Annotated in this window: 18 protein-coding genes; 6 read left to right on the plus strand and 12 right to left on the minus strand. The window is 58.3% G+C overall.

What is annotated here, in order from left to right:
- Positions 1-11: 11 nt before the first annotated feature.
- From aspS to ACYZTM_RS08350, 4 genes are all read right to left on the minus strand, one after another.
- On the minus strand, positions 12-1,787 hold the full coding sequence (gene aspS, locus ACYZTM_RS08335) for an aspartate--tRNA ligase (RefSeq protein WP_461988075.1): 1,776 nt from the start codon (positions 1,785-1,787) through the stop codon (positions 12-14).
- 96 nt (positions 1,788-1,883) lie between these two features.
- Positions 1,884-2,105, minus strand: a complete 222-nt coding sequence (locus ACYZTM_RS08340) for an FmdB family zinc ribbon protein (protein WP_010208103.1) — start codon at positions 2,103-2,105, stop codon at positions 1,884-1,886.
- A 136-nt stretch (positions 2,106-2,241) separates the two neighbouring features.
- Entirely contained in the window at positions 2,242-2,580 is a 339-nt protein-coding gene (locus ACYZTM_RS08345; RefSeq protein WP_461988077.1) for a ribbon-helix-helix domain-containing protein, read from the minus strand.
- A gap of 261 nt (positions 2,581-2,841) precedes the next feature.
- Entirely contained in the window at positions 2,842-3,312 is a 471-nt protein-coding gene (locus tag ACYZTM_RS08350; RefSeq protein ID WP_461988079.1) for a Dps family protein, read from the minus strand.
- Between the two features lie 307 nt (positions 3,313-3,619).
- Between ACYZTM_RS08350 and ACYZTM_RS08355 the strand changes: the two genes are divergently transcribed.
- Complete coding sequence (locus tag ACYZTM_RS08355) at positions 3,620-4,222, plus strand: cold-shock protein (protein ID WP_074879478.1); 603 nt, start codon at positions 3,620-3,622, stop codon at positions 4,220-4,222.
- A gap of 61 nt (positions 4,223-4,283) precedes the next feature.
- Here the strand turns inward: ACYZTM_RS08355 and ACYZTM_RS08360 are convergent, their stop codons facing one another.
- The gene (locus ACYZTM_RS08360; RefSeq protein WP_010457497.1) at positions 4,284-4,490 is read right to left on the minus strand and encodes a SlyX family protein; all 207 of its coding nucleotides are present in this window, start codon (positions 4,488-4,490) and stop codon (positions 4,284-4,286) included.
- 3 nt (positions 4,491-4,493) lie between these two features.
- Positions 4,494-4,919 (minus strand): HIT domain-containing protein, encoded by a 426-nt coding sequence (locus ACYZTM_RS08365; protein WP_461989114.1) that lies wholly within the window; start codon positions 4,917-4,919, stop codon positions 4,494-4,496.
- Positions 4,920-5,795: 876 nt separating this feature from the next.
- On the opposite strand from ACYZTM_RS08365, the gene ACYZTM_RS08370 reads away from it, so the two are divergent.
- Positions 5,796-7,157: an OprD family porin gene (locus tag ACYZTM_RS08370; RefSeq protein ID WP_461988081.1), complete on the plus strand. Its 1,362-nt coding sequence runs from the start codon at positions 5,796-5,798 to the stop codon at positions 7,155-7,157.
- 143 nt (positions 7,158-7,300) lie between these two features.
- On the opposite strand, the gene ACYZTM_RS08375 is transcribed toward ACYZTM_RS08370, so the two are convergent.
- Positions 7,301-8,143, minus strand: a complete 843-nt coding sequence (locus ACYZTM_RS08375; protein ID WP_461988083.1) for a mechanosensitive ion channel family protein — start codon at positions 8,141-8,143, stop codon at positions 7,301-7,303.
- Positions 8,144-8,345: 202 nt separating this feature from the next.
- Positions 8,346-8,831: a YajQ family cyclic di-GMP-binding protein gene (locus tag ACYZTM_RS08380; protein ID WP_054045015.1), complete on the minus strand. Its 486-nt coding sequence runs from the start codon at positions 8,829-8,831 to the stop codon at positions 8,346-8,348.
- A 139-nt stretch (positions 8,832-8,970) separates the two neighbouring features.
- On the opposite strand from ACYZTM_RS08380, the gene ACYZTM_RS08385 reads away from it, so the two are divergent.
- Genes ACYZTM_RS08385 through ACYZTM_RS08395 form a run of 3 tightly spaced genes read left to right on the plus strand, consistent with a single transcriptional unit; the run spans position 8,971 to position 12,555 of the window.
- Positions 8,971-9,888, plus strand: coding sequence for a putative 2-dehydropantoate 2-reductase (locus ACYZTM_RS08385; protein WP_131062262.1), 918 nt, complete (start codon positions 8,971-8,973; stop codon positions 9,886-9,888).
- A gap of 45 nt (positions 9,889-9,933) precedes the next feature.
- Positions 9,934-11,970: a sensor histidine kinase gene (locus tag ACYZTM_RS08390; protein ID WP_131062261.1), complete on the plus strand. Its 2,037-nt coding sequence runs from the start codon at positions 9,934-9,936 to the stop codon at positions 11,968-11,970.
- A gap of 3 nt (positions 11,971-11,973) precedes the next feature.
- A complete protein-coding gene (locus ACYZTM_RS08395; protein WP_461988086.1) occupies positions 11,974-12,555 on the plus strand; it encodes a cob(I)yrinic acid a,c-diamide adenosyltransferase in 582 nt (193 codons plus the stop codon).
- 99 nt (positions 12,556-12,654) lie between these two features.
- Here the strand turns inward: ACYZTM_RS08395 and ACYZTM_RS08400 are convergent, their stop codons facing one another.
- The 4 genes from ACYZTM_RS08400 to secA form a co-directional block, all read right to left on the minus strand.
- Positions 12,655-13,605 carry a Nudix family hydrolase gene (locus ACYZTM_RS08400; protein ID WP_131062259.1) on the minus strand — a complete coding sequence of 317 codons (951 nt, stop codon included), beginning with the start codon at positions 13,603-13,605 and terminating at the stop codon, positions 12,655-12,657.
- On the minus strand, positions 13,602-14,234 hold the full coding sequence (locus ACYZTM_RS08405; protein WP_461988089.1) for a glutathione S-transferase family protein: 633 nt from the start codon (positions 14,232-14,234) through the stop codon (positions 13,602-13,604). The genes ACYZTM_RS08400 and ACYZTM_RS08405 overlap by 4 nt, the downstream gene beginning before the upstream one ends.
- A 180-nt stretch (positions 14,235-14,414) precedes the next feature.
- Positions 14,415-15,632 carry a bifunctional glutamate N-acetyltransferase/amino-acid acetyltransferase ArgJ gene (gene argJ, locus ACYZTM_RS08410; protein WP_461988091.1) on the minus strand — a complete coding sequence of 406 codons (1,218 nt, stop codon included), beginning with the start codon at positions 15,630-15,632 and terminating at the stop codon, positions 14,415-14,417.
- 122 nt (positions 15,633-15,754) lie between these two features.
- Entirely contained in the window at positions 15,755-18,490 is a 2,736-nt protein-coding gene (gene secA / locus ACYZTM_RS08415) for a preprotein translocase subunit SecA (protein ID WP_131062256.1), read from the minus strand.
- Between the two features lie 307 nt (positions 18,491-18,797).
- Here secA and ACYZTM_RS08420 point away from each other — a divergent pair, with 307 nt between their 5' ends.
- Positions 18,798-19,253 (plus strand): DUF721 domain-containing protein, encoded by a 456-nt coding sequence (locus tag ACYZTM_RS08420; protein WP_461988094.1) that lies wholly within the window; start codon positions 18,798-18,800, stop codon positions 19,251-19,253.
- Positions 19,254-19,270: the final 17 nt, after the last annotated feature.

Below are 19,270 nucleotides of genomic sequence, written 5' to 3' on the forward strand. Positions count from 1 at the left end.
TGCGGTCAGCCTTACTCAGCCTTTGGCGTTTCGCGCAGACGAATGTGCAGCTCGCGCAATGCCTTGGCATCTACAACACCCGGGGCTTGCGTCATCACGTCGGCAGCACTCTGGGTTTTCGGGAAGGCGATCACTTCACGGATCGACTGGGCACCGGTCATCAGCATTACCAGACGGTCCAGACCGAAGGCCAGGCCACCGTGGGGCGGCGCGCCGTATTTCAGGGCGTCGAGCAGGAAGCCGAATTTCTCTTCCTGTTCTGCTTCATTGATACCCAACAGGCGGAACACCGTCTGCTGCATTTCCTTGCGGTGGATACGGATCGAACCGCCACCCAGCTCGGTGCCGTTCAGGACCATGTCGTAGGCACGGGACAATGCGGTTGCCGGGTTGGCTTCCAGTTCTTCCGGGGTGCACTTCGGCGCGGTGAACGGGTGGTGCAAGGCGCTGAAGCTGCCGTCGTCGTTCTCTTCGAACATCGGGAAGTCGACGACCCACATTGGCGCCCACTTGCAGGTCAGCAGGTCCAGATCGTTGCCGACCTTGATCCGCAGCGCGCCCAAGGCTTCGCTGACGATCTTCGACTTGTCGGCGCCGAAGAATACGATGTCGCCGTCGACCGCGCCAACGCGATCAAGGATCACATTGAGGTTGGCTTCAGGGATATTTTTGACAATAGGCGATTGCAGCCCCTCGACGCCCTTCGCGCGTTCGTTGACCTTGATGTACGCCAGGCCCTTGGCACCGTAGATGCCGACGAACTTGGTGTAGTCGTCGATCTGCTTGCGCGGCATGCTCGCCGCACCCGGTACGCGCAAGGCGGCGACACGGCATTTCGGATCGTTGGCAGGACCGCTGAAAACCTTGAAGTCGACTTCTTTAAGCTGGTCGGCAACGTCCACCAGTTCCAGCGGGTTACGCAAGTCCGGCTTGTCGGAACCGTAGCGACGCATGGCTTCTTCGAAGGTCATGTGCGGGAATTCGCCGAATTCCAGGTCCAGCACTTCCTTGAACAGGTTGCGGATCATGCCTTCGGTAAGGCCCATGATGTCTTTTTCATCGAGGAAGCTGGTTTCGATGTCGATCTGGGTGAATTCAGGCTGACGGTCGGCACGCAGGTCTTCGTCGCGGAAGCACTTGGCGATCTGGTAGTAACGGTCGAAGCCGGCCACCATCAGCAGTTGCTTGAACAGCTGCGGCGATTGCGGCAAGGCGAAGAACGAACCGGCGTGAGTACGGCTCGGTACCAGGTAGTCGCGAGCACCTTCAGGGGTGGCGCGGGTCAGGATCGGCGTCTCGACGTCGAGGAAGCCGTTCTCGTCCAGGTAGCGACGGATGCTGGTGGTCATGCGCGAACGCAGACGCAGCTTCTCGGCCATTTCCGGGCGACGCAGGTCAAGGAAGCGATAACGCAGGCGGGTTTCTTCGCCGACGTCGGAGTACTCGTTCAACGGGAACGGCGGGGTTTCCGATTCGTTCAGCACTTCCAGCTCGTAGCCCAGGACTTCAATCATGCCCGACGCCATGTTGGCGTTGGTGGCACCGGCCGGACGCAGGCGAACCTTGCCGGTGATTTTCACGACGTATTCGCTGCGCACGCGATCGGCGGCGGCGAAGCTCTCAGCGCGGTCCGGGTCGAACACCACCTGGGCCAGACCGTCACGATCACGGATATCGAGGAAAATCACCCCACCGTGGTCGCGGCGACGGTGAACCCATCCGCAAAGGATAATTTCCTGGCCTTCCAGGGCTTCGTTCAGTTGGCCGCAATAATGGCTGCGCATCATGGTAGTGGTTTCACTTCTCGTAATTCGAAATTCGGTTGGAGGCCTTGCAGAGGTTGCAAGAGCTCGCGCGTAGTCGTTCAACTCAGGTTCCAGACCTTAGTCAGCTTTGTCGCCGCCGGCCAGATTCTTCTTGGAACCGGTCTTGAAATCGGTTTCGTACCAGCCGCTGCCGCTCAGGCGGAAGCCCGGCATGGACAGCATCTTTTTAAGCTCTGGCGCCTGGCAGGCAGGGCAGTCGACCAGCGGTGCTGCGCTGATCTTTTGAATGGCTTCCAACTGATGACCACAGGAAGCACATTGATAGTCGTACATCGGCATGGGGATTGTCTCGGCGATCAGATTGCTACCGCGCACGCTGGGTTTTGCGGCAAAGAGCGGGATTATATCCATTAAATGCAGCCTGTGCAGCCGTAAGACTGCACAGACCGACACTCTGCCCGATCCACCGCTGTGGCTAGGGCATTGCGGCGTAGCCTCCTTCTTTCAGGCTGTGCACGACGCAGACAACCCGCACCAGCCCGGTGAAGTTCTTGACCCCGCCATGACGCAAGTGCACTTCGCGGTCCACATGGGACAGCAGCGCACTGACCGTACAGCAATTGACCTTGGCCATATCGCCCAAAATATCCCAGTACACCTGTTCAAGCCGCAAGCAGGTGGCAAAGCCATTCAACCGCACCGACCGGGACAGCGGCTGGGCCAGCCCCATATCAAATTCGCTGACAAACGGATCAATCCTTATGTCCTTGACCGGACCGACCCTCCCCTCGCTTCGCCTGTCTCCATAATCCATATCGTTGACACTCCTTTGTCATCCCTGGCTTCTGTAAGAGCACTCTCCGTGGCCTTATAAAAGCGCAGGCGCAAAGGTATATCCAGATGACTTTATGACCATCGACGTAGGATAAGCCAACAGCTGAAGGGCGATCATGGAGAGCGTCCTAGGCCGGCCGTTTTCCTACACAACCAGACGAGTTTTAACGAGCGCAAAAGCGATTTGAGGAAGTCAAAGACCGCGAACAACACCCTATGGGCATCATTCGCGTACTGACGATTACTGATCCAGCAGAGACCGCAACATCCACGCGGTTTTTTCGTGGACCTGCATGCGCTGGGTCAGCAGGTCAGCCGTCGGCTCGTCGCTGACTTTTTCCAGCAGCGGAAAAATCCCGCGCGCCGTCCGTGTCACCGCCTCTTGCCCCTCGACAAGCTGCTTGATCATGTCTTCGGCGCTGGGTACGCCGGCTTCTTCCTTTATAGAAGACAGCTGCGCGTAAACCGAATAGGCGCCTGGCGCCGGAAACCCGAGGGCGCGAATGCGCTCGGCAATCGAATCGACGGCCAGGGCCAACTCGTTGTATTGCTCCTCGAACATCAGGTGCAGGGTCCGAAACATGGGACCGGTGACATTCCAATGGAAGTTATGGGTTTTCAAATACAGAACATAAGTGTCCGACAGCAGACGCGAGAGCCCGTCGACGATGGACTTGCGGTCCTCTTCACTGATACCGATATCGATTGCCATGTTTATCCCCTAAAGGTGATGAGTTCATCCAACAGGTGCAAGACCACTCTAGCAAGCCTGCCACCCCATCGCAGCCCGGGATTGCACAATGGCCTGCGACAAATCGCCCCGCGAAGCACCGCCGGACTGCCTGATTTGAGTAGCTGCAGGCTTTGCTGTTAAATAGACAGTGTGTCGCGACCACCTATTTTCCGGGGGCTGCGCATAGGCTGGTACCGGGTACGTGTCCAACGCCTCTTATTGTCCTGAAGCGAACCGTGCTCAATCAGCTCTTCCTTGTGATCCGTCTTAACGTGAGTTAATCAAAATGTTGAAAATCGTCCACCTGCTAATGGGCGCAGCAGCCCTGCTGCTGTCCTTCATCCCTAGCCTGCGATCCGAAGCAGTACCTTACCTGCAACAACCCGATGCACTGTACCTGGCCTTTTTCGGCTTGCTCAACCTCACCCTTGCTCCCGTTATCCCTTACTGGAACAAAGGCCCACGTCATCAACTGCAAAACCTGGTCAGCGCCTTGCTGGTCCTGGCCGTCGTCCTGCAAACCCTGACGTTGCTCGCGCCAATGCCTGTCATTGCCGGTCAACCTGCCGTTCTGTTCAGCCTGGTAGCGGCCCTGATCGCCGTTCTTCTGCACCTGGCTATCAGCTTCTACAAATCTTCACCGGCCGCCGCCTCGCCAAGCTACGACATGAGCAACCGCGATACCGGCACCGTCAAGTGGTTCAACACCTCCAAGGGCTTCGGCTTTATTTCCCGTGATTCCGGCGATGATATTTTCGTGCATTTCCGGGCCATTCGTGGCGAAGGTCACCGTGTGCTGGTCGAAGGCCAGCGCGTGGAGTTCTCCGTCATGAATCGTGACAAAGGGCTGCAAGCCGAAGACGTGATCGCCGCATTGCCGCGTCGCTGATTCAAGGCTAAAAAAAACCGCGAGCAGCTAAGCTGTTCGCGGTTTTTTATTGCCTGCGGTTTCAATAATGCGGTGGTGGCGCTTCTTCTTCGAAGGTTTCGAACTGGCCGGCCATTTCTTCCTGGCGCTTGAGCAATGCGGCCATCTGCAATTGCAGACGCTCAACGGCGCGCTGCTGCGTCGCCAGCACATCGCTCAACGACTGGATGGTGTCATCCTGAAACGCCAGTTGGCTCTCCAGATCGGTAACGCGATCTTCCAGGCTCATGATTCAACCCTCCAGAAACGTAAAGTCTTCGGTTAACACCAGACGCAGCCGCTCGCGAATGGTCGCGACCTGCGCTGCGCTGTAAGGCACGGCCGGGTGTTTGCCCCAGACCGGGGCTGGCCAGGCGGCGTCCTCGCGTTTGCGCACAATGACATGCATGTGCAACTGACTGACGACATTACCCAGCGCCGCGACATTCATCTTGTCGGCGTCGAACGAATCCTTGAGCAACTGCGCCAGCGCGGTCGTTTCCTGCCACAGCTGCTGTTGATCTGCGACACCCAACTGAAATATCTCGCTGATATCGTTGCGGCGTGGCACCAGGATGAACCAGGGGTAGTTCGAATCATTGGATAACAGCAGCCGGCACAGCGGGAAATCCCCGATCGGTAGCGTGTCTTGTTGAAGTCGTGGATCTAAAGCGAACACTCTGCGCACTCCCGCCTGGTCATCATTTTTCAGCTTAGCGCCCATCCAGAAGGGCTGCGCGCCAAGCGACAGGACGGCAGCATACCCGTGATCACCGCTGGCATCACGCTGAACGAACGCCCCGAGATGGGCCATTTTCGATCGAGACGCACCAACACAGAACCGAAGATCGCAACCGCAAAGGCGAAATGACTGATTTCCAATGAATAGTTCCAGCCGTCGCCATGAGTGCACTGTGTGAATTCAGCACAGTGATTAAGATTTTTTGCACCAAAACCGCACAGTGCGTCTACGCTGAATGCGTCAGCATCCGTGAATTACTCACCGAAGGGGTGAACCGGTAACATTTTTCATTGTCATGCGATCGGCTCCAGGGTTGCAACACTATGCAATGCACGGCGTCAAGCGTACAAAAAACGCGCTCGAAGCCCCCGGTTTTACGAGGTTTTTACAGCGACAGGCAGGCTCCCAGAAAAAAAAAGCAGCAGAATTCTGGTTTGTGCACGCTTGTTGCATTCACACCCACATCGCCCTGGAAGCCTCCGCTGGAAGTGGAAGCCCCAAGGCAAATAAGAACAGTGGCAGGGTTGCCCAATGGAGATTCAAACGTTTCACCAGGGACTCTTTTTACCGATGCACAAGCCTTGGAAAACAACGCCAAAGTTGCCAATCTGCTTGCGTCGAGGCTTTAAATTTGCGACATCTACCCAGCTGTTTGCGACAGGGTCGTAAAGAAGCTGCAAGGTTAGATACGCAAGTATCGCCAACATGGTCGGCGTGATATAACTTTGCGCCGACACAAAAAGAAAGAGCCGCCCAGATAATAAAACAGGTGGGACGGCAGTACTCTTCTAAAAACCAAAGGAGCAAATCACGATGCGCGTGATGAAGTGGAGCATGATCGCACTGGCAGTTGCAGCAGCAGCCGGTACTCAAGTGGCTATGGCCGCACCTTTCGTAAGTGACCAGGCTGAAGCCAAAGGTTTTGTTGAAGACAGCTCGTTGAACTTGCTGGTTCGCAACTACTACTTCAACCGTGACAACAAAGACGGTGGCCGCGACGTCAAAGACTGGACTCAAGGTCTTTGGGGCACCTACAACTCCGGTTACACCCAAGGCACTGTTGGCGTTGGCGTTGATGCATTCGGTTACCTGGCCATCAAACTGGATGGCGGCGATGGCACTTCCGGTTCGGGTAACATGAGCCGTAGCGACACCCGCAAAGCCAACGGTTTTGCCCGCGAAGTCAACGACAGCCAGGGTAAAGCCGGCGCGGCCATTAAATTCCGCGTCTCCAAAACTGAGCTGAAATTCGGCGAAATGAGCCCGAGCACTTCTCCGGTGTTCGCTATTGGCGGTTCCCGTATCCTTCCTCAAGTGGCTACCGGTTTCCAACTGCAGAGCAGCGAAGTCAAAGACCTTGACCTCGAAGCCGGTCACTTCTACTCGGCGTCCAGCCAGGACAAAAACGATAGCCAAGGCGAGCTGTATGCAACCTACGCGAATGGTGGCAATGGCGTAGCAGCCAAGTCGATCGACTATTTTGGTGGCAAGTACGGCATCACCGATAATCTTTCCGCATCGCTGTATGGCTCTAAGCTGGAAGACATCTGGAACCAGTACTACGCCAACGTGAACCTCACCACCCCGTTTGGTGGTGACACGTCGCTGAACACCGACTTCAACATCTACCGCACCACCGATACCGGTAACGCGAACGCCGGCGACATCAGCAACACAACGTTCTCGCTGGCTACTGCTCTCTCGTTCCTGAAAGCACACACCATCACCCTGGCCTTCCAAAAGGTTAACGGCGATACCCCGTTCGACTACATCGGTGTGGGCGATAACAACCGCGGCGGCGACTCGATTTTCCTCGCCAACTCCATCCAGTACTCCGACTTCAACGCTCCTAACGAGAAATCTGCCCAGATCCGTTATGACTTGAAAATGGCCGAGTACGGCGTTCCAGGTCTGAGCTTCATGACCCGTTACGTGAAAGGTTGGGACATCGACGGCACCAACACTCCAACAAACAGCACTTACACCGGCATGTACGGTGAAGATGGCAAGCACAACGAAACCAACTTCGAAGCCAAGTACGTTGTTCAGTCTGGCCCGGCAAAAGATCTGTCCGTCCGCTTCCGTCAAGCTTGGCACTTTGCTAACGCCGACGAAGGTGAAGGCGACGTGAAAGAGTTCCGTGTGATCGTCGACTATCCACTGTCGATTTTGTAATCGCATCCAGTTAGTTTGCGGTAACAAATAAAAAGGCCCATCTTCGGATGGGCCTTTTTTTAACCGCGTTGCGCAAGACGTTAATGATTAGCTTGCTACCCAACAAGCCTGACCGTTAAGTCAGACTTTGGTAACAACACACCTCAATTCACTGCTGCTTCCTGGACCACACGAATAACTCGCTGCGGGAACGGAATATCGATACCGGCCGTCTTCAAACGATCACGGGATTGTTCATTGAACATGAACATCACATCCCAGTAATCAGCTGTTTTTACCCATACGCGCAGCGAAACAGTGATCGAACTGTCACCCAGCGTAGAAATGACTGCCTGCGGAGCCGGCTCAGTCAGAATACGTTCGTCCTTGGCCAGCTCCAGCAATACTTCCCGGGCCTTCTGCAAGTCCGCTTCGTAGTCCACGCCCACATCAAACACTACTTTGCGGGTTGGCTGACGATTTGTGTTGGTGATAATGCCGTTCGACAGATTGCCGTTAGGCACGATGATGGTTTTGTTATCGCCGGTGCGCAGCACAGTGTGAAAAATCTGGATGCTGTCGACTGTACCGGCAACGCCTTGGGCTTCGATCCAGTCACCGATGCGAAACGGGCGGAACAACAGAATCAACACGCCGCCGGCGAAATTCGCCAGGCTGCCTTGCAGGGCCAGACCGATGGCCAGACCTGCTGCACCGATGGCTGCAACGAACGACGTGGTTTCTACACCGATCATCGAGGCCACGCTGACGATCAGCAAAACCTTGAGAATAATATTCGCCAGGCTGCTGATGAAGCCTTGCAACGCGAGGTCGGCGTTACGCAGTGCCAGCAGGCCACCGAGCTTTTGCGCCACTTTGTTGATCAGCCACCAGCCGATGGCCAGGGTAATCACCGCCAGCAACACGCGGCTGCCGTATTCCATGATCATCGGTATCCAGGCTTGAGACGCCTTGACCAGGTTGTCCACTTCAGTATTCAAATCCATCTACTTTCTCCTGATTCCCGGCCATCCGGCACGCGAAAAATAAGCGGCAGAAAAGGCCCGCCGGTTAAACACAATCAAGGTGGGAGCGGCGGTGCGGCGATCCGACTTGCTCGCGAAAGCGGTGTGTCATTCAACAGTGATGTCGACTGATACGCCCTCTTCGCGAGCAAGCCCGCTCCCACAGGCCCCACAGGTTCCCGCATCAGTCGCGGAAGTTGTTGAACTGTAGCGGCATATCGAAAGTCTTGGCGCGCAGGGCTGCGATGGCTTCCTGCAAATCGTCACGCTTCTTGCCAGTAATGCGCACTTGCTCGCCCTGAATGGAAGCCTGGACCTTGAGCTTGGCGTCCTTGACGTGAGCGACGATTTTCTTCGCCAGCTCTTTGTCGATGCCTTCCTTGAGGACCGCTTCCTGTTTCATCAGCTTGCCCGACGCGTAGGCATCCTTGACCTCAAGGCACTGCACGTCGATCTTGCGCTTGACCAGGGACAGCTTGAGGATCTCGATCATCGCTTCCAGCTGGAAGTCGGCCTCGGCGGTCAGGTTGACGGTCAGGTCCTTTTCCTTGAATTCAAAGGTGCCCTTGCCTTTCAGGTCATAACGACGATCGAGTTCCTTGACGGCGTTCTCGACCGCGTTGGTGACTTCGTGTTTGTCCAGTTCGGATACCACGTCGAACGACGGCATGTAATCTCTCCAATAAAAGGCGCGCTCGATAGCGATGGAGCGCGCTTGGCTTGCGGTTAAAATCGGGCTCATTATAACGGGTCTTTTCCAACCGATACTGCGAGCCTCACATGCCTGCACCAAACCGAGCAAAAAGCTGATGTCCACCACTTGGCATGTATTGGGCGCCGGCAGCCTCGGCACTTTGTGGGCCACCCGCCTGGCGCGGGCCGGAGTGCCGGTCAAATTGATCGTGCGCGACGAACAACGCTTGCAGGCGTATCGAGCGGCAGGCGGGCTGACGCTGGTCGAGCACGGCGAAGCCAACACCTATGACATCCCCGGTGAAACACCGCACAGCAGCGAACCGATCCACCGTCTGCTGGTGGCCTGCAAAGCCTACGATGCCGAAAAGGCCGTCGCCCAACTGGCGCCGCGTCTGACGCCTGATGCCGAGCTGATCCTGTTGCAGAACGGCCTCGGCAGTCAGGACGCCGTCGCCGCGCAGGTTCCACAGGCGCGTTGCGTATGCGCTTCCAGCACCGAAGGCGCGTTTCGCGACGGCGACTGGCGCGTGGTGTTTGCCGGTCACGGCTACACCTGGCTGGGGGATGCCGGCCATCCGGTGGCACCGATCTGGCTGGACGACTTGTCTGCCGCTGGTATTCCTCACGAGTGGAGCATCGAGATTCTGACAAGGCTGTGGCGAAAACTGGCGCTCAACTGTGCGATCAACCCGCTGACGGTGCTGCACGATTGCCGCAACGGCGGTTTGCAGGAACATCATTGCGAAGTCGCCACCCTCTGCGATGAACTGACTGACCTGCTGGAACGTTGCGGTCAACCGGCAGCGGCCGAGGACCTGCAACAGGAAGTCGAACGGGTGATCCATGCCACGGCGGCCAACTACTCCTCGATGCACCAGGATGTCGCGAGCCAGCGCCGAACCGAAATCAGCTACCTGTTGGGCTATGTCTGCAAAGTGGCCTCGCGGCACCGGCTAAACCTGCCTCATCTCAATCAGCTTGAATCGAGGTTGATCACCCATCTGCACAGCCTTGGATTGCCCAGCGACTGAGCAGCGGCTACGCTGGCCACTTGTTCCTTTTCTGCGATGAACCTGATGCCATTGCGCCAGCGTCTCGAAAACCTTCCCGTCGGCCAGAAACTGCTGGCCGCCCTGCTCGTGTTGTTGATCACCATCCTGCTGGTCGCCAACCTGACGTTTATCAGCGCCGCGTATTACATCTCTCAGGAAAGCATGGCGCCTCAGGCCTTGCAGACCATCGGCCGACTCGTCTCCAATCCGAGCCTGGTGGCCGACGCCTTGACGTCGCCGCAAAGCGCCGAACGCCTGCTCAACGAACTCAACAGTTATTCACCGCTGCGAGCGGCCGCCCTGTATGACGGCAAGGGTGAGCGCCTGGCGCAATTGCAGCATGGCGAAAAGCTGCACCTGCCGGATCGCTATCGGCACATCGAATCCTGGCAGGCCACCGAGTTTCGCAGCAACCAAGTGATCACCCTGCCCCGCCCCGGTACCGCGCCGGGGCATCTGTTGTTGGTGGCCAGCAGCGAATTGCCGGTGGCGTTCTACACCGGGACCCTGACCGCCAGTTTGGGCATTCTGATCTTCAGTGTGCTGTTGTGGCTGGTGATCGCCCGGCAGATCAAACGCCTGATTACCCGGCCGATCCATCAGCTCGAAGAGTTGTCCCGGCAAGTGACCCGCGAAGAGAACTACGCCCTGCGCGCCTCCCGTGGCAACCACGACGAAATCGGCAGCCTCGCCGAGGCGTTCAACACCATGCTTTCGCGGATCGAAGCCCGGGAGCAGCAGCTCAAGCGTGCCCGGGATGACTCCCAGGCAGCCTACGATCAGGCGCAAGGCCTGGCCGAAGAAACCCGCCACACCAATCGCAAACTGGAACTCGAAGTTCAGGTGCGCAGCAAGATCGAGAAGAAACTCACCGGCTTCCAGAACTACCTCAACAGCATCATCGACTCCATGCCGTCGGCGCTGATCGCCCTCGACGAGCAGCTCTACGTAACCCAGTGGAATCAGGAGGCCAGCGCCCTGTCCGGCACCCGTCTGGACGAAGCCTTGAATCAGCCGATCTTCCTCGCTTTCGAGCCGCTGAAACCGTTTCTGCCGCAGCTCAAGCAAACCGTCGAGCAGCACACGGTGGCGAAGATTGAGCGCGTCACCTGGTTCAAGGACGATGAACCCAAGCATTACGCGCTGACCTTCTACCCACTGATGGGCGGGGCCGGGCGTGGTGTGGTGATCCGGATCGACGACATCACCCAGCGCCTGTCGCTGGAAGAAATGATGGTGCAGTCGGAAAAAATGCTCTCGGTCGGTGGCCTCGCCGCCGGCATGGCCCACGAAATCAACAACCCGTTGGGCGCGATCCTGCACAACGTGCAGAACATTCGACGACGACTGTCGCCTGACCTGCCGAAGAACCTCGAGCAGGCCGAGCAAGCCGGCATTTCCCTGGAAACGGTCAACAGATACCTGCAAGCACGCGAAGTACCGCAGCTGCTTGATGGCATTCAACAGGCTGGCGCCCGGGCGGCGAAGATTGTCACCCACATGCTCAGCTTCAGCCGCCGCAGTACCCGGCAAATGGCCCCGTGCGACCTGCCGGCGCTGATTGATCAAGCAGTGGAAATCGCCGGTAACGACTTCGACCTGGCCATCGGTTTCGACTTCAAGGGCCAGGCGATCACCCGTCAGTTCGACCCGGCACTGGGTCCGGTGCCCGGCACGGCCAACGAACTGGAACAAGTGCTGCTTAACCTGCTGAAAAACGCCGCCCAGGCCATTCACCAACGTGAAGACGACCGCGAACCGGGGCGAATCATTCTGCGTACCCGGCTGAACCCGCCGTGGGCCGAAATCCAGGTCGAGGACAACGGCATCGGCATGAGCGAGAACGTGCGCAAACGCACCTTCGAGCCGTTCTTCACCACCAAGGAAATCGGTCAGGGCACGGGCCTTGGCTTGTCGGTTTCGTATTTCATCATCACCAATAACCACAAGGGTCAGATGGAGGTGCAGTCGACATTGGGCCAAGGCACCTGTTTCACCTTGCGCCTGCCGCTGGCGGGCAGCCCCGTCATCTCTCAAGAACTCAATCAGCTATCGAGGTAACCCATGGGCTTTCGCTTGTCGAAGATTTACACCCGCACCGGCGACAAAGGTGAAACCGGACTCGGCGATGGCCGCCGCGTGCCCAAGGACCACCCGCGGATCGAGGCCATTGGCGAAGTCGACACGCTGAACAGCCAGGTGGGCGTACTGTTGGCCGGGTTGGCGGCAGAAAGTGCTGCATATCCGGGTTTGAACGAGGTAATTGAGGTTCTGGCGCCCTGCCAGCATCGGTTGTTCGACCTGGGTGGCGAGTTGGCGATGCCGGTGTATCAGGCTTTGAATGCAGCGGAAATCGAACGCCTGGAAGCGGCGATCGATGTGTGGAATGAAGAGCTGGGGCCGCTGGAGAATTTCATCCTGCCGGGTGGTTCAGCGCTGATTGCCCAGGCCCATGTGTGCAGAAGCCTGGCACGAAGCGCGGAGCGGCGGTGTCAGCATTTGAATGCGATTGAACCGTTGGCCGGGGTCGGGTTGGCGTATATCAATCGGTTGTCGGATGTGTTGTTTGTGGTGGCAAGGGTGATTGCCAAGCGCCAGCGGATTGCGGAGATTCTTTGGCAGCCGGCCGCTAAGCCTCACGAATAATCGGCGCCTTTACAGACGCCTTCGCGGGCAAGCCTCGCTCCTACGGAATCACCCGCGACCCAATGTAGGAGCGAGGCTTGCCCGCGAAGAGGCCAGTGGCTACACCAAAGAATCAGGCCAAAACGCCCGAATCCCCGCCACACCTTGGGCGCCTGCCGCCCAGGCTTTATCAACCTGTGCCGGGCCAACACCACCGAGCAAGAACACCGGCTTGCTGAAGCCTTCGATCAGCGCCGAAGCCTGCTCCCAACCCAACGGCAGCGCATCCGGGTGAGTCAGCGTCGGCTGCACCGGCGACAAGGTCACAAAGTCCACGCCCATTTGCTCGGCCAGCGCCAGTTCTTCAGCGTTGTGGCAGGACGCCGCCAACCAGCGCGAAGCCGGTAATGGTCGACCCGCTGCCGCGTATTTGCGCAACTGTGTTGCTGTGATGTGCCAGCCCGCGGACGGGAAGTCGCCCAACCACTCGAACGGCCCCTTGATCATCAACTGCGCCTTACCGGCACACAGCCCCGCCGCATCCACCGCCAGATCCCGGTATTTCGGATCGTAGCCGTTGGGCGCGCGCAGCTGGATCAACTTGATGCCGCCGGCGATGGCTTTCTGGATACCGCGCAGCAAGGCCGGGGTTTCCAGGTCTTCCGGGGTAATCAGGTATTCGCCAGGCAGTCGTGCAGCCGCAACGATCGGCTGGTTGGCCGCCGGGAACTCGTAATTCAGCAGATCGCGCTGAGCCACCCACTCCAGTGGCTGGCCTTCGGCACCGTGGGGTTCGCCGGTAAAGGCCGAGACTTCCCAGACGTCCAGCAACACTTGCTTGTCCGGGTAATCGTGGCGAACCTTGATTAACGGTCGCGCGGCGCTGACCACAATGCCCAGCTCTTCCTGGAGCTCGCGAGCCAGGGCGGTTTCGACGGATTCGTCACCCTCGACCTTGCCCCCGGGGAATTCCCACAAACCGCCCTGATGCTGGGTGTCGGCACGCCGTGCGATAAGAATCTTGCCACTGCTGTCACGGATAACGGCGGCGGCTACGTGTACTCGTTTCACTGCCCAATCTCCTCCAGACCTGCCTTCTGCCAGGCCTTGAACGACGGCCATTGGTAAAGGGTTTCGACATAGGCTTCGTCCACTGCCGGCAACTTCACCTGATAAGTGCGCAGGCGTACGGCAATCGGTGCGAAAAAGGCGTCGGCGAGGGTCGCGCGGCCAAACAGGAACGGCCCGGACTCAGTCGCCACCGCACGGCATTCTGCCCACAACGCCAGCATGCGCTTGATTTCCGCCTGCACGTCAGGAGGCGTCGGCGACAGCGGAGCATCGCGGCTCAAGTCGAACGGCATGTTGCCCCGCACGGCAAAGAACCCGGCGTGCATCTGTGCACAGGCCGAACGCGCCTGGGCACGGGCGGCGGTGTCTTTGGGCCAGAGACCGGCATCGGGGAATTGCTCCGCCAGGTATTCGGCAATCGCCAGGGAGTCGGCGATGGTCCCGTGCTCGGTTTTCAGCAGCGGGACTTTACCGGTCGGCGAGTGCTTGAGCAGTCGTTCGCGGGTGTCTGGCTGATTCAGCTTGATCAGTTCTTCGGTGTACGGGGCGCCAGTGAGGTCAAGGGCCAGAGCGCCGCGCAGGGACCAGGAGGAAAGCAGTTTGTCGCCGATGATCAGGTGGAGGCTCATATTCGGGCGCCTTTTGGTAAGTGGAACAGGCCAGAAGCTTTAGTGTCTGGTCGGCCGCCTTCGCGGGCAAGTCGGATCGCCGCACCGCTCGCTCCTACACGGAACAGGCCGTTCGCGAATTATGTGAACGACATCAATCCTGTAGGAGCGAGGCTTGCCCGCGAACGGGGCGACTCGGTCTTAAGTACGGTACTCGGCGTTGATCTTCACGTATTCGTGGGACAGGTCGGTGGTCCAGATGGTTTCGCTGCAATCGCCGCGACCCAGTTCGATACGGATGGTGATCTCTTCCTGCTGCATCACCGCCGCGCCCTGGGCTTCGGTGTACGTCGCGGCGCGAGCGCCACGGCTGGCGATGCACACGTCGCCGAGGAACACGTCGATCTTGCTCACGTCCAGGTTCGGCACGCCGGCACGGCCGACGGCGGCGAGGATGCGGCCCCAGTTCGGGTCGGACGCGAACAGTGCGGTCTTGATCAGCGGCGAGTGCGCCACGGTGTAACCGACGTCCAGGCATTCCTGGTGATTGCCGCCGCCGTTGACTTCGACAGTCACGAACTTGGTCGCACCTTCGCCGTCACGCACGATGGCCTGGGCCACGTCCATGCACACTTCGAACACTGCTTGTTTCAGCTTGGCGAACAACTCACCGCTCGCTTCGGTGATTTCCGGCAGCGCAGCCTGACCGGTGGCGATCAGCATGCAGCAGTCGTTGGTCGAGGTATCGCCATCGATGGTGATGCGGTTGAACGACTTGTTCGCGCCATCCAGCAGCAGGTTTTGCAGCACCTCGCGGGAGACTTTGGCGTCGGTGGCGATGTAGCCGAGCATGGTCGCCATGTTCGGGCGGATCATGCCCGCGCCTTTGCTGATGCCGGTGACGGTGATGGTCACGCCGTCATACTGGAACTGGCGGCTGGCACCTTTGGGCAAGGTGTCGGTGGTCATGATGCCGGTGGCGGCAGCTTCCCAGTTGTTGACCGACAGATCATTGAGCGCCGCTTGCAGCGCGCCTTCGATCTTCTCGACCGGCAGCGGCTCGCCGATCACACCGGTGGAGTACGGCAGCACGAGGCTGGCATCAACGCCGGTCAATTCAGCCAGTTTGGCGCACGTGCGCTCGGCAGCGGCCAGGCCAGGTTCGCCGGTGCCAGCGTTGGCATTGCCGGTGTTGGTCAGCAGGTAACGCACCGGGCCTTGCACACGTTGCTTGGCCAGAATCACAGGAGCTGCGCAAAACGCGTTCAGGGTGAACACGCCCGCGACCGTGGAGCCTTCGGCGCAGCGCATGACCACGACATCCTTGCGCCCCGGGCGCTTGATGCCGGCCGAGGCGATACCGAGTTCAAAACCGGCAACCGGGTGCAACGTTGGCAAAGGACCAAGACCAACAGCCATGAATGCGCTCCTTAATAAATGATGTCAGCACCGCTTTCAGGAAGAACGGTGGTTTAAATGGCAAAACGCCGCGACGGCTGATGCCGGTCGCGGCGCGGGTATTTCAGCGTATGAAACGGGTTTTACTGGATCTGCCCGTGGCAATGCTTGAATTTCTTGCCCGAACCGCAGTAGCACAGTTCGTTACGACCCAGCTTCTGTTCGTTGCGAACCGGTGCGGTGGCGAGGGCTACGTCGACCTCTTCACCAAGCAATTGCGGTTGCTCAAGACCCGGCGCTTCGTCGTGCTGGAACTGCATGCGCGCCGCCAGTGCCTCGGCTTCCTGACGCAGGCGTTGCTCTTCTTCGATCGGATCTTCACGGCGAACCTGAACGTGCGACAGCACACGGATCGAGTCGCGTTTGATCGAATCCAGCAGCTCGGAGAACAGCGTGAACGACTCGCGCTTGTACTCTTGCTTCGGGTTCTTCTGTGCATAACCACGCAAGTGGATGCCGTGACGCAGGTGATCCATGGTCGACAGGTGGTCTTTCCACAGGTCGTCGAGCACACGCAGAACGATTTGCTTCTCAAAGGTGCGCAGCGCTTCGGCGCTCGCCTGCTCTTCTTTCTCGTTGTACGCGGCAAGCAGCTCGGTCATGAGCTTCTCGCGCAGGGTTTCTTCGTACAGGTGGTCGTCTTCGTCGAGCCATTTCTGGATCGGCAACGCCACACCGAAGTCGCTCTGCAACGCGGCTTCCAGACCGGCCACGTCCCACTGCTCAGGCAGCGATTGCGGTGGAATGTGCGCGCTGACGGTGGCGTTGAGCACGTCCTGACGGAAGTCGGCGATGGTTTCACCGATATTGTCGGCAGCCAGCAACGTGTTACGCATGTGATAAATCACTTTACGCTGTTCGTTGTTGACGTCGTCGAACTCGAGCAGTTGCTTACGGATGTCGAAGTTACGACCTTCAACCTTGCGCTGAGCCTTCTCGATGGCGTTGGTCACCATACGGTGCTCGATCGCTTCACCGGACTGCATGCCCAAGGCCTTCATGAAATTCTTCACCCGGTCAGAGGCGAAAATGCGCATCAGGCTGTCTTCCAGCGACAGGTAGAAACGGCTGGAACCGGCGTCACCCTGACGACCGGCACGACCACGCAACTGGTTGTCGATACGGCGCGATTCGTGACGCTCGGAAGCGATCACCTGCAAGCCGCCCGACTCCAGCACTTGCTGGTGGCGTTTCTGCCAGTCGGCCTTGATCTGGGCAATCTGTTCAGGGGTCGGGTTTTCCAGGGTCGCGACTTCCACTTCCCAGTTGCCGCCCAACAGAATGTCGGTACCACGACCGGCCATGTTGGTGGCGATGGTCAGCGCACCCGGGCGACCGGCCTGGGCAATGATCTCGGCTTCTTTTTCGTGGAACTTGGCGTTCAGGACCTTGTGTTCGATGCCTTCCTTCTCGAGCAGACTGGACATGTGCTCGGAAGTTTCGATGGTTGCAGTACCCACCAGCACTGGACGGCCCAGGGTCATGCATTCCTTGATGTCGGTGATGATCGCCGCGTATTTCTCTTCGGCGGTCAGGAACACCAGGTCGTTGTAGTCTTTACGCGCCAGCGGTTTGTTCGGCGGGATAACCATCACCGACAGACCGTAGATCTGGTGGAATTCGAACGCTTCGGTGTCCGCAGTACCGGTCATGCCGGACAGCTTGTTGTAAAGACGGAAGTAGTTCTGGAACGTGGTCGAGGCCAGGGTCTGGCTCTCGGCCTGGATGTTCAGGTTTTCCTTGGCTTCGATGGCCTGGTGCAGGCCTTCGGACAGACGACGACCCGGCATGGTACGACCGGTGTGTTCGTCGACCAGGACAACCTGACCGTCCTGCACGATGTATTCAATGTTGCGGTTGAACAGTTTATGAGCGCGCAGACCGGCATAAACGTGAGTCAGCAGACCCAGGTTATGCGCCGAATACAGGCTCTCGCCTTCAGCCAGCAGGCCGACGCGGGTGAGCATGTCTTCGATGAACTGGTGACCGGCTTCGTTGAGTTCGACCTGACGGGTCTTCTCGTCAACGGTGTAATGGCCAGCCTTGGTGACTTCGCCTTCCACTTCTTCGACGTGCAACTCCAACTGCGGGATCAGTTTGTTGATCTCGATGTACAGCTTGGAGCTGTCCTCGGCCTGACCGGAAATGATCAGCGGGGTACGGGCTTCGTCGATGAGGATGGAGTCTACTTCGTCGATCACGGCAAAATTGAGTTCGCGCTGGAATTTTTCTTCCATGCTGAACGCCATGTTGTCGCGCAGGTAGTCGAAACCGAATTCGTTGTTGGTGCCGTAGGTAATGTCGGCGGCGTAGGCCAGACGTTTCTCTTCCGGCGGCTGGAACGGCGTCACCACACCGACAGACATCCCGAGGAACTCGTAGAGCGGACGCATCCAGTTGGCGTCACGACGGGCCAGGTAGTCGTTCACCGTCACAACGTGCACGCCCTTGCCAGACAGTGCGTTGAGGTAAACGCCCAGTGTTGCCACCAGGGTCTTGCCTTCACCAGTACGCATTTCCGCGATCTGGCCTTCATGCAAGGTCATGCCGCCGATCAGCTGGACATCGAAGTGGCGCATACCCATGACACGCTTGCCGGCTTCGCGGGCGACCGCAAAGGCTTCGGGCAACAGCTTGTCGAGGGTTTCCCCTTTGGCGATGCGGGCCTTGAACTCATCTGTCTTGGCACGCAATTGATCGTCCGAAAGGGCCACCATTTGCTCTTCGAAGGCATTGACGAATTGCACCGTCTTGAGCATGCGTTTGACTTCACGCTCGTTCTTGCTTCCAAAAAGTTTCTTTAACAAAGGCGCAAACATATCGGCAGGATCTTCCACACTAAAGGGATGGAGGGCGGCCCCGTGAGTCGCCCGTGCAGCCCTCATGGCCGCATGCGAACGAGTATTCTACCCGGAAACGATGGTGAGGAAAGTGGCGTTATTCCACGATGCATGCACTGCGTTGTAACGGGGCTCACTTAAAATAAGGGCTTTTTGCGCAACTTCAAGCCATTCACGGCAGAAGTTACTTGTTGATTTAATGGGTAAAGCGCTCGCAAAGCAATGGGTCGGGTGCAGGTGGTGCTTTCTGCTACCATGGCGGCTCTGTTACTTCAGGTGTCTGATCATGGCATTTCGCCCTCTCACGGCCAGAGCACCCGCCGTTCTGCTTCGCGAAGCCAAGCCGCTGAAAGCCATTTTCAGCCACGCTCAACGCCTGGGTCATTTACAACGTCTGCTCGAAAGCCAGTTGCAGCCTGCTGCGCGCGAGCATTGCCATGTGGCCTCGTGGCGCGAAGGCAGTTTGTTGCTGATCGTCACCGACGGTCATTGGGCCACCCGCCTGCGTTATCAGCAAAAACGTCTGCAACGCCAGTTACAGATGTTCGACGAATTCGCCAGCCTGACGCGGATTTTGTTCAAAGTGCAGCCACCGACCGTCCAGCAAGGGGCGGCGGGGCATACCATCAGTTTGTCGATTGACGCGGGCGCGACCATTCAAGCCACGGCCGATGGGATCAGCGATCCGAATCTGCGGGCGGCGCTGGAACGCCTTGCGGCGCACGCCAAACCCAAAACCTGACGCACATCTCCTGTGGG

Source organism: Pseudomonas sp. MDT2-39-1 (assembly GCF_054898085.1).

What these genes read in the sequence shown, in the direction of transcription:
- aspS (WP_461988075.1), bottom strand. Translation starts at nt 1,787, where the DNA reads ATGATGCGCAGCCATTATTGCGGCCAACTGAACGAAGCCCTGGAAGGC.
- ACYZTM_RS08340 (WP_010208103.1), bottom strand. Translation starts at nt 2,105, where the DNA reads ATGCCGATGTACGACTATCAATGTGCTTCCTGTGGTCATCAGTTGGAA.
- ACYZTM_RS08345 (WP_461988077.1), bottom strand. Translation starts at nt 2,580, where the DNA reads ATGGATTATGGAGACAGGCGAAGCGAGGGGAGGGTCGGTCCGGTCAAG.
- ACYZTM_RS08350 (WP_461988079.1), bottom strand. Translation starts at nt 3,312, where the DNA reads ATGGCAATCGATATCGGTATCAGTGAAGAGGACCGCAAGTCCATCGTC.
- ACYZTM_RS08355 (WP_074879478.1), top strand. Translation starts at nt 3,620, where the DNA reads ATGTTGAAAATCGTCCACCTGCTAATGGGCGCAGCAGCCCTGCTGCTG.
- ACYZTM_RS08360 (WP_010457497.1), bottom strand. Translation starts at nt 4,490, where the DNA reads ATGAGCCTGGAAGATCGCGTTACCGATCTGGAGAGCCAACTGGCGTTT.
- ACYZTM_RS08370 (WP_461988081.1), top strand. Translation starts at nt 5,796, where the DNA reads ATGCGCGTGATGAAGTGGAGCATGATCGCACTGGCAGTTGCAGCAGCA.
- ACYZTM_RS08375 (WP_461988083.1), bottom strand. Translation starts at nt 8,143, where the DNA reads ATGGATTTGAATACTGAAGTGGACAACCTGGTCAAGGCGTCTCAAGCC.
- ACYZTM_RS08380 (WP_054045015.1), bottom strand. Translation starts at nt 8,831, where the DNA reads ATGCCGTCGTTCGACGTGGTATCCGAACTGGACAAACACGAAGTCACC.
- ACYZTM_RS08385 (WP_131062262.1), top strand. Translation starts at nt 8,971, where the DNA reads ATGTCCACCACTTGGCATGTATTGGGCGCCGGCAGCCTCGGCACTTTG.
- ACYZTM_RS08390 (WP_131062261.1), top strand. Translation starts at nt 9,934, where the DNA reads ATGCCATTGCGCCAGCGTCTCGAAAACCTTCCCGTCGGCCAGAAACTG.
- ACYZTM_RS08395 (WP_461988086.1), top strand. Translation starts at nt 11,974, where the DNA reads ATGGGCTTTCGCTTGTCGAAGATTTACACCCGCACCGGCGACAAAGGT.
- ACYZTM_RS08405 (WP_461988089.1), bottom strand. Translation starts at nt 14,234, where the DNA reads ATGAGCCTCCACCTGATCATCGGCGACAAACTGCTTTCCTCCTGGTCC.
- argJ (WP_461988091.1), bottom strand. Translation starts at nt 15,632, where the DNA reads ATGGCTGTTGGTCTTGGTCCTTTGCCAACGTTGCACCCGGTTGCCGGT.
- secA (WP_131062256.1), bottom strand. Translation starts at nt 18,490, where the DNA reads ATGTTTGCGCCTTTGTTAAAGAAACTTTTTGGAAGCAAGAACGAGCGT.
- ACYZTM_RS08420 (WP_461988094.1), top strand. Translation starts at nt 18,798, where the DNA reads ATGGCATTTCGCCCTCTCACGGCCAGAGCACCCGCCGTTCTGCTTCGC.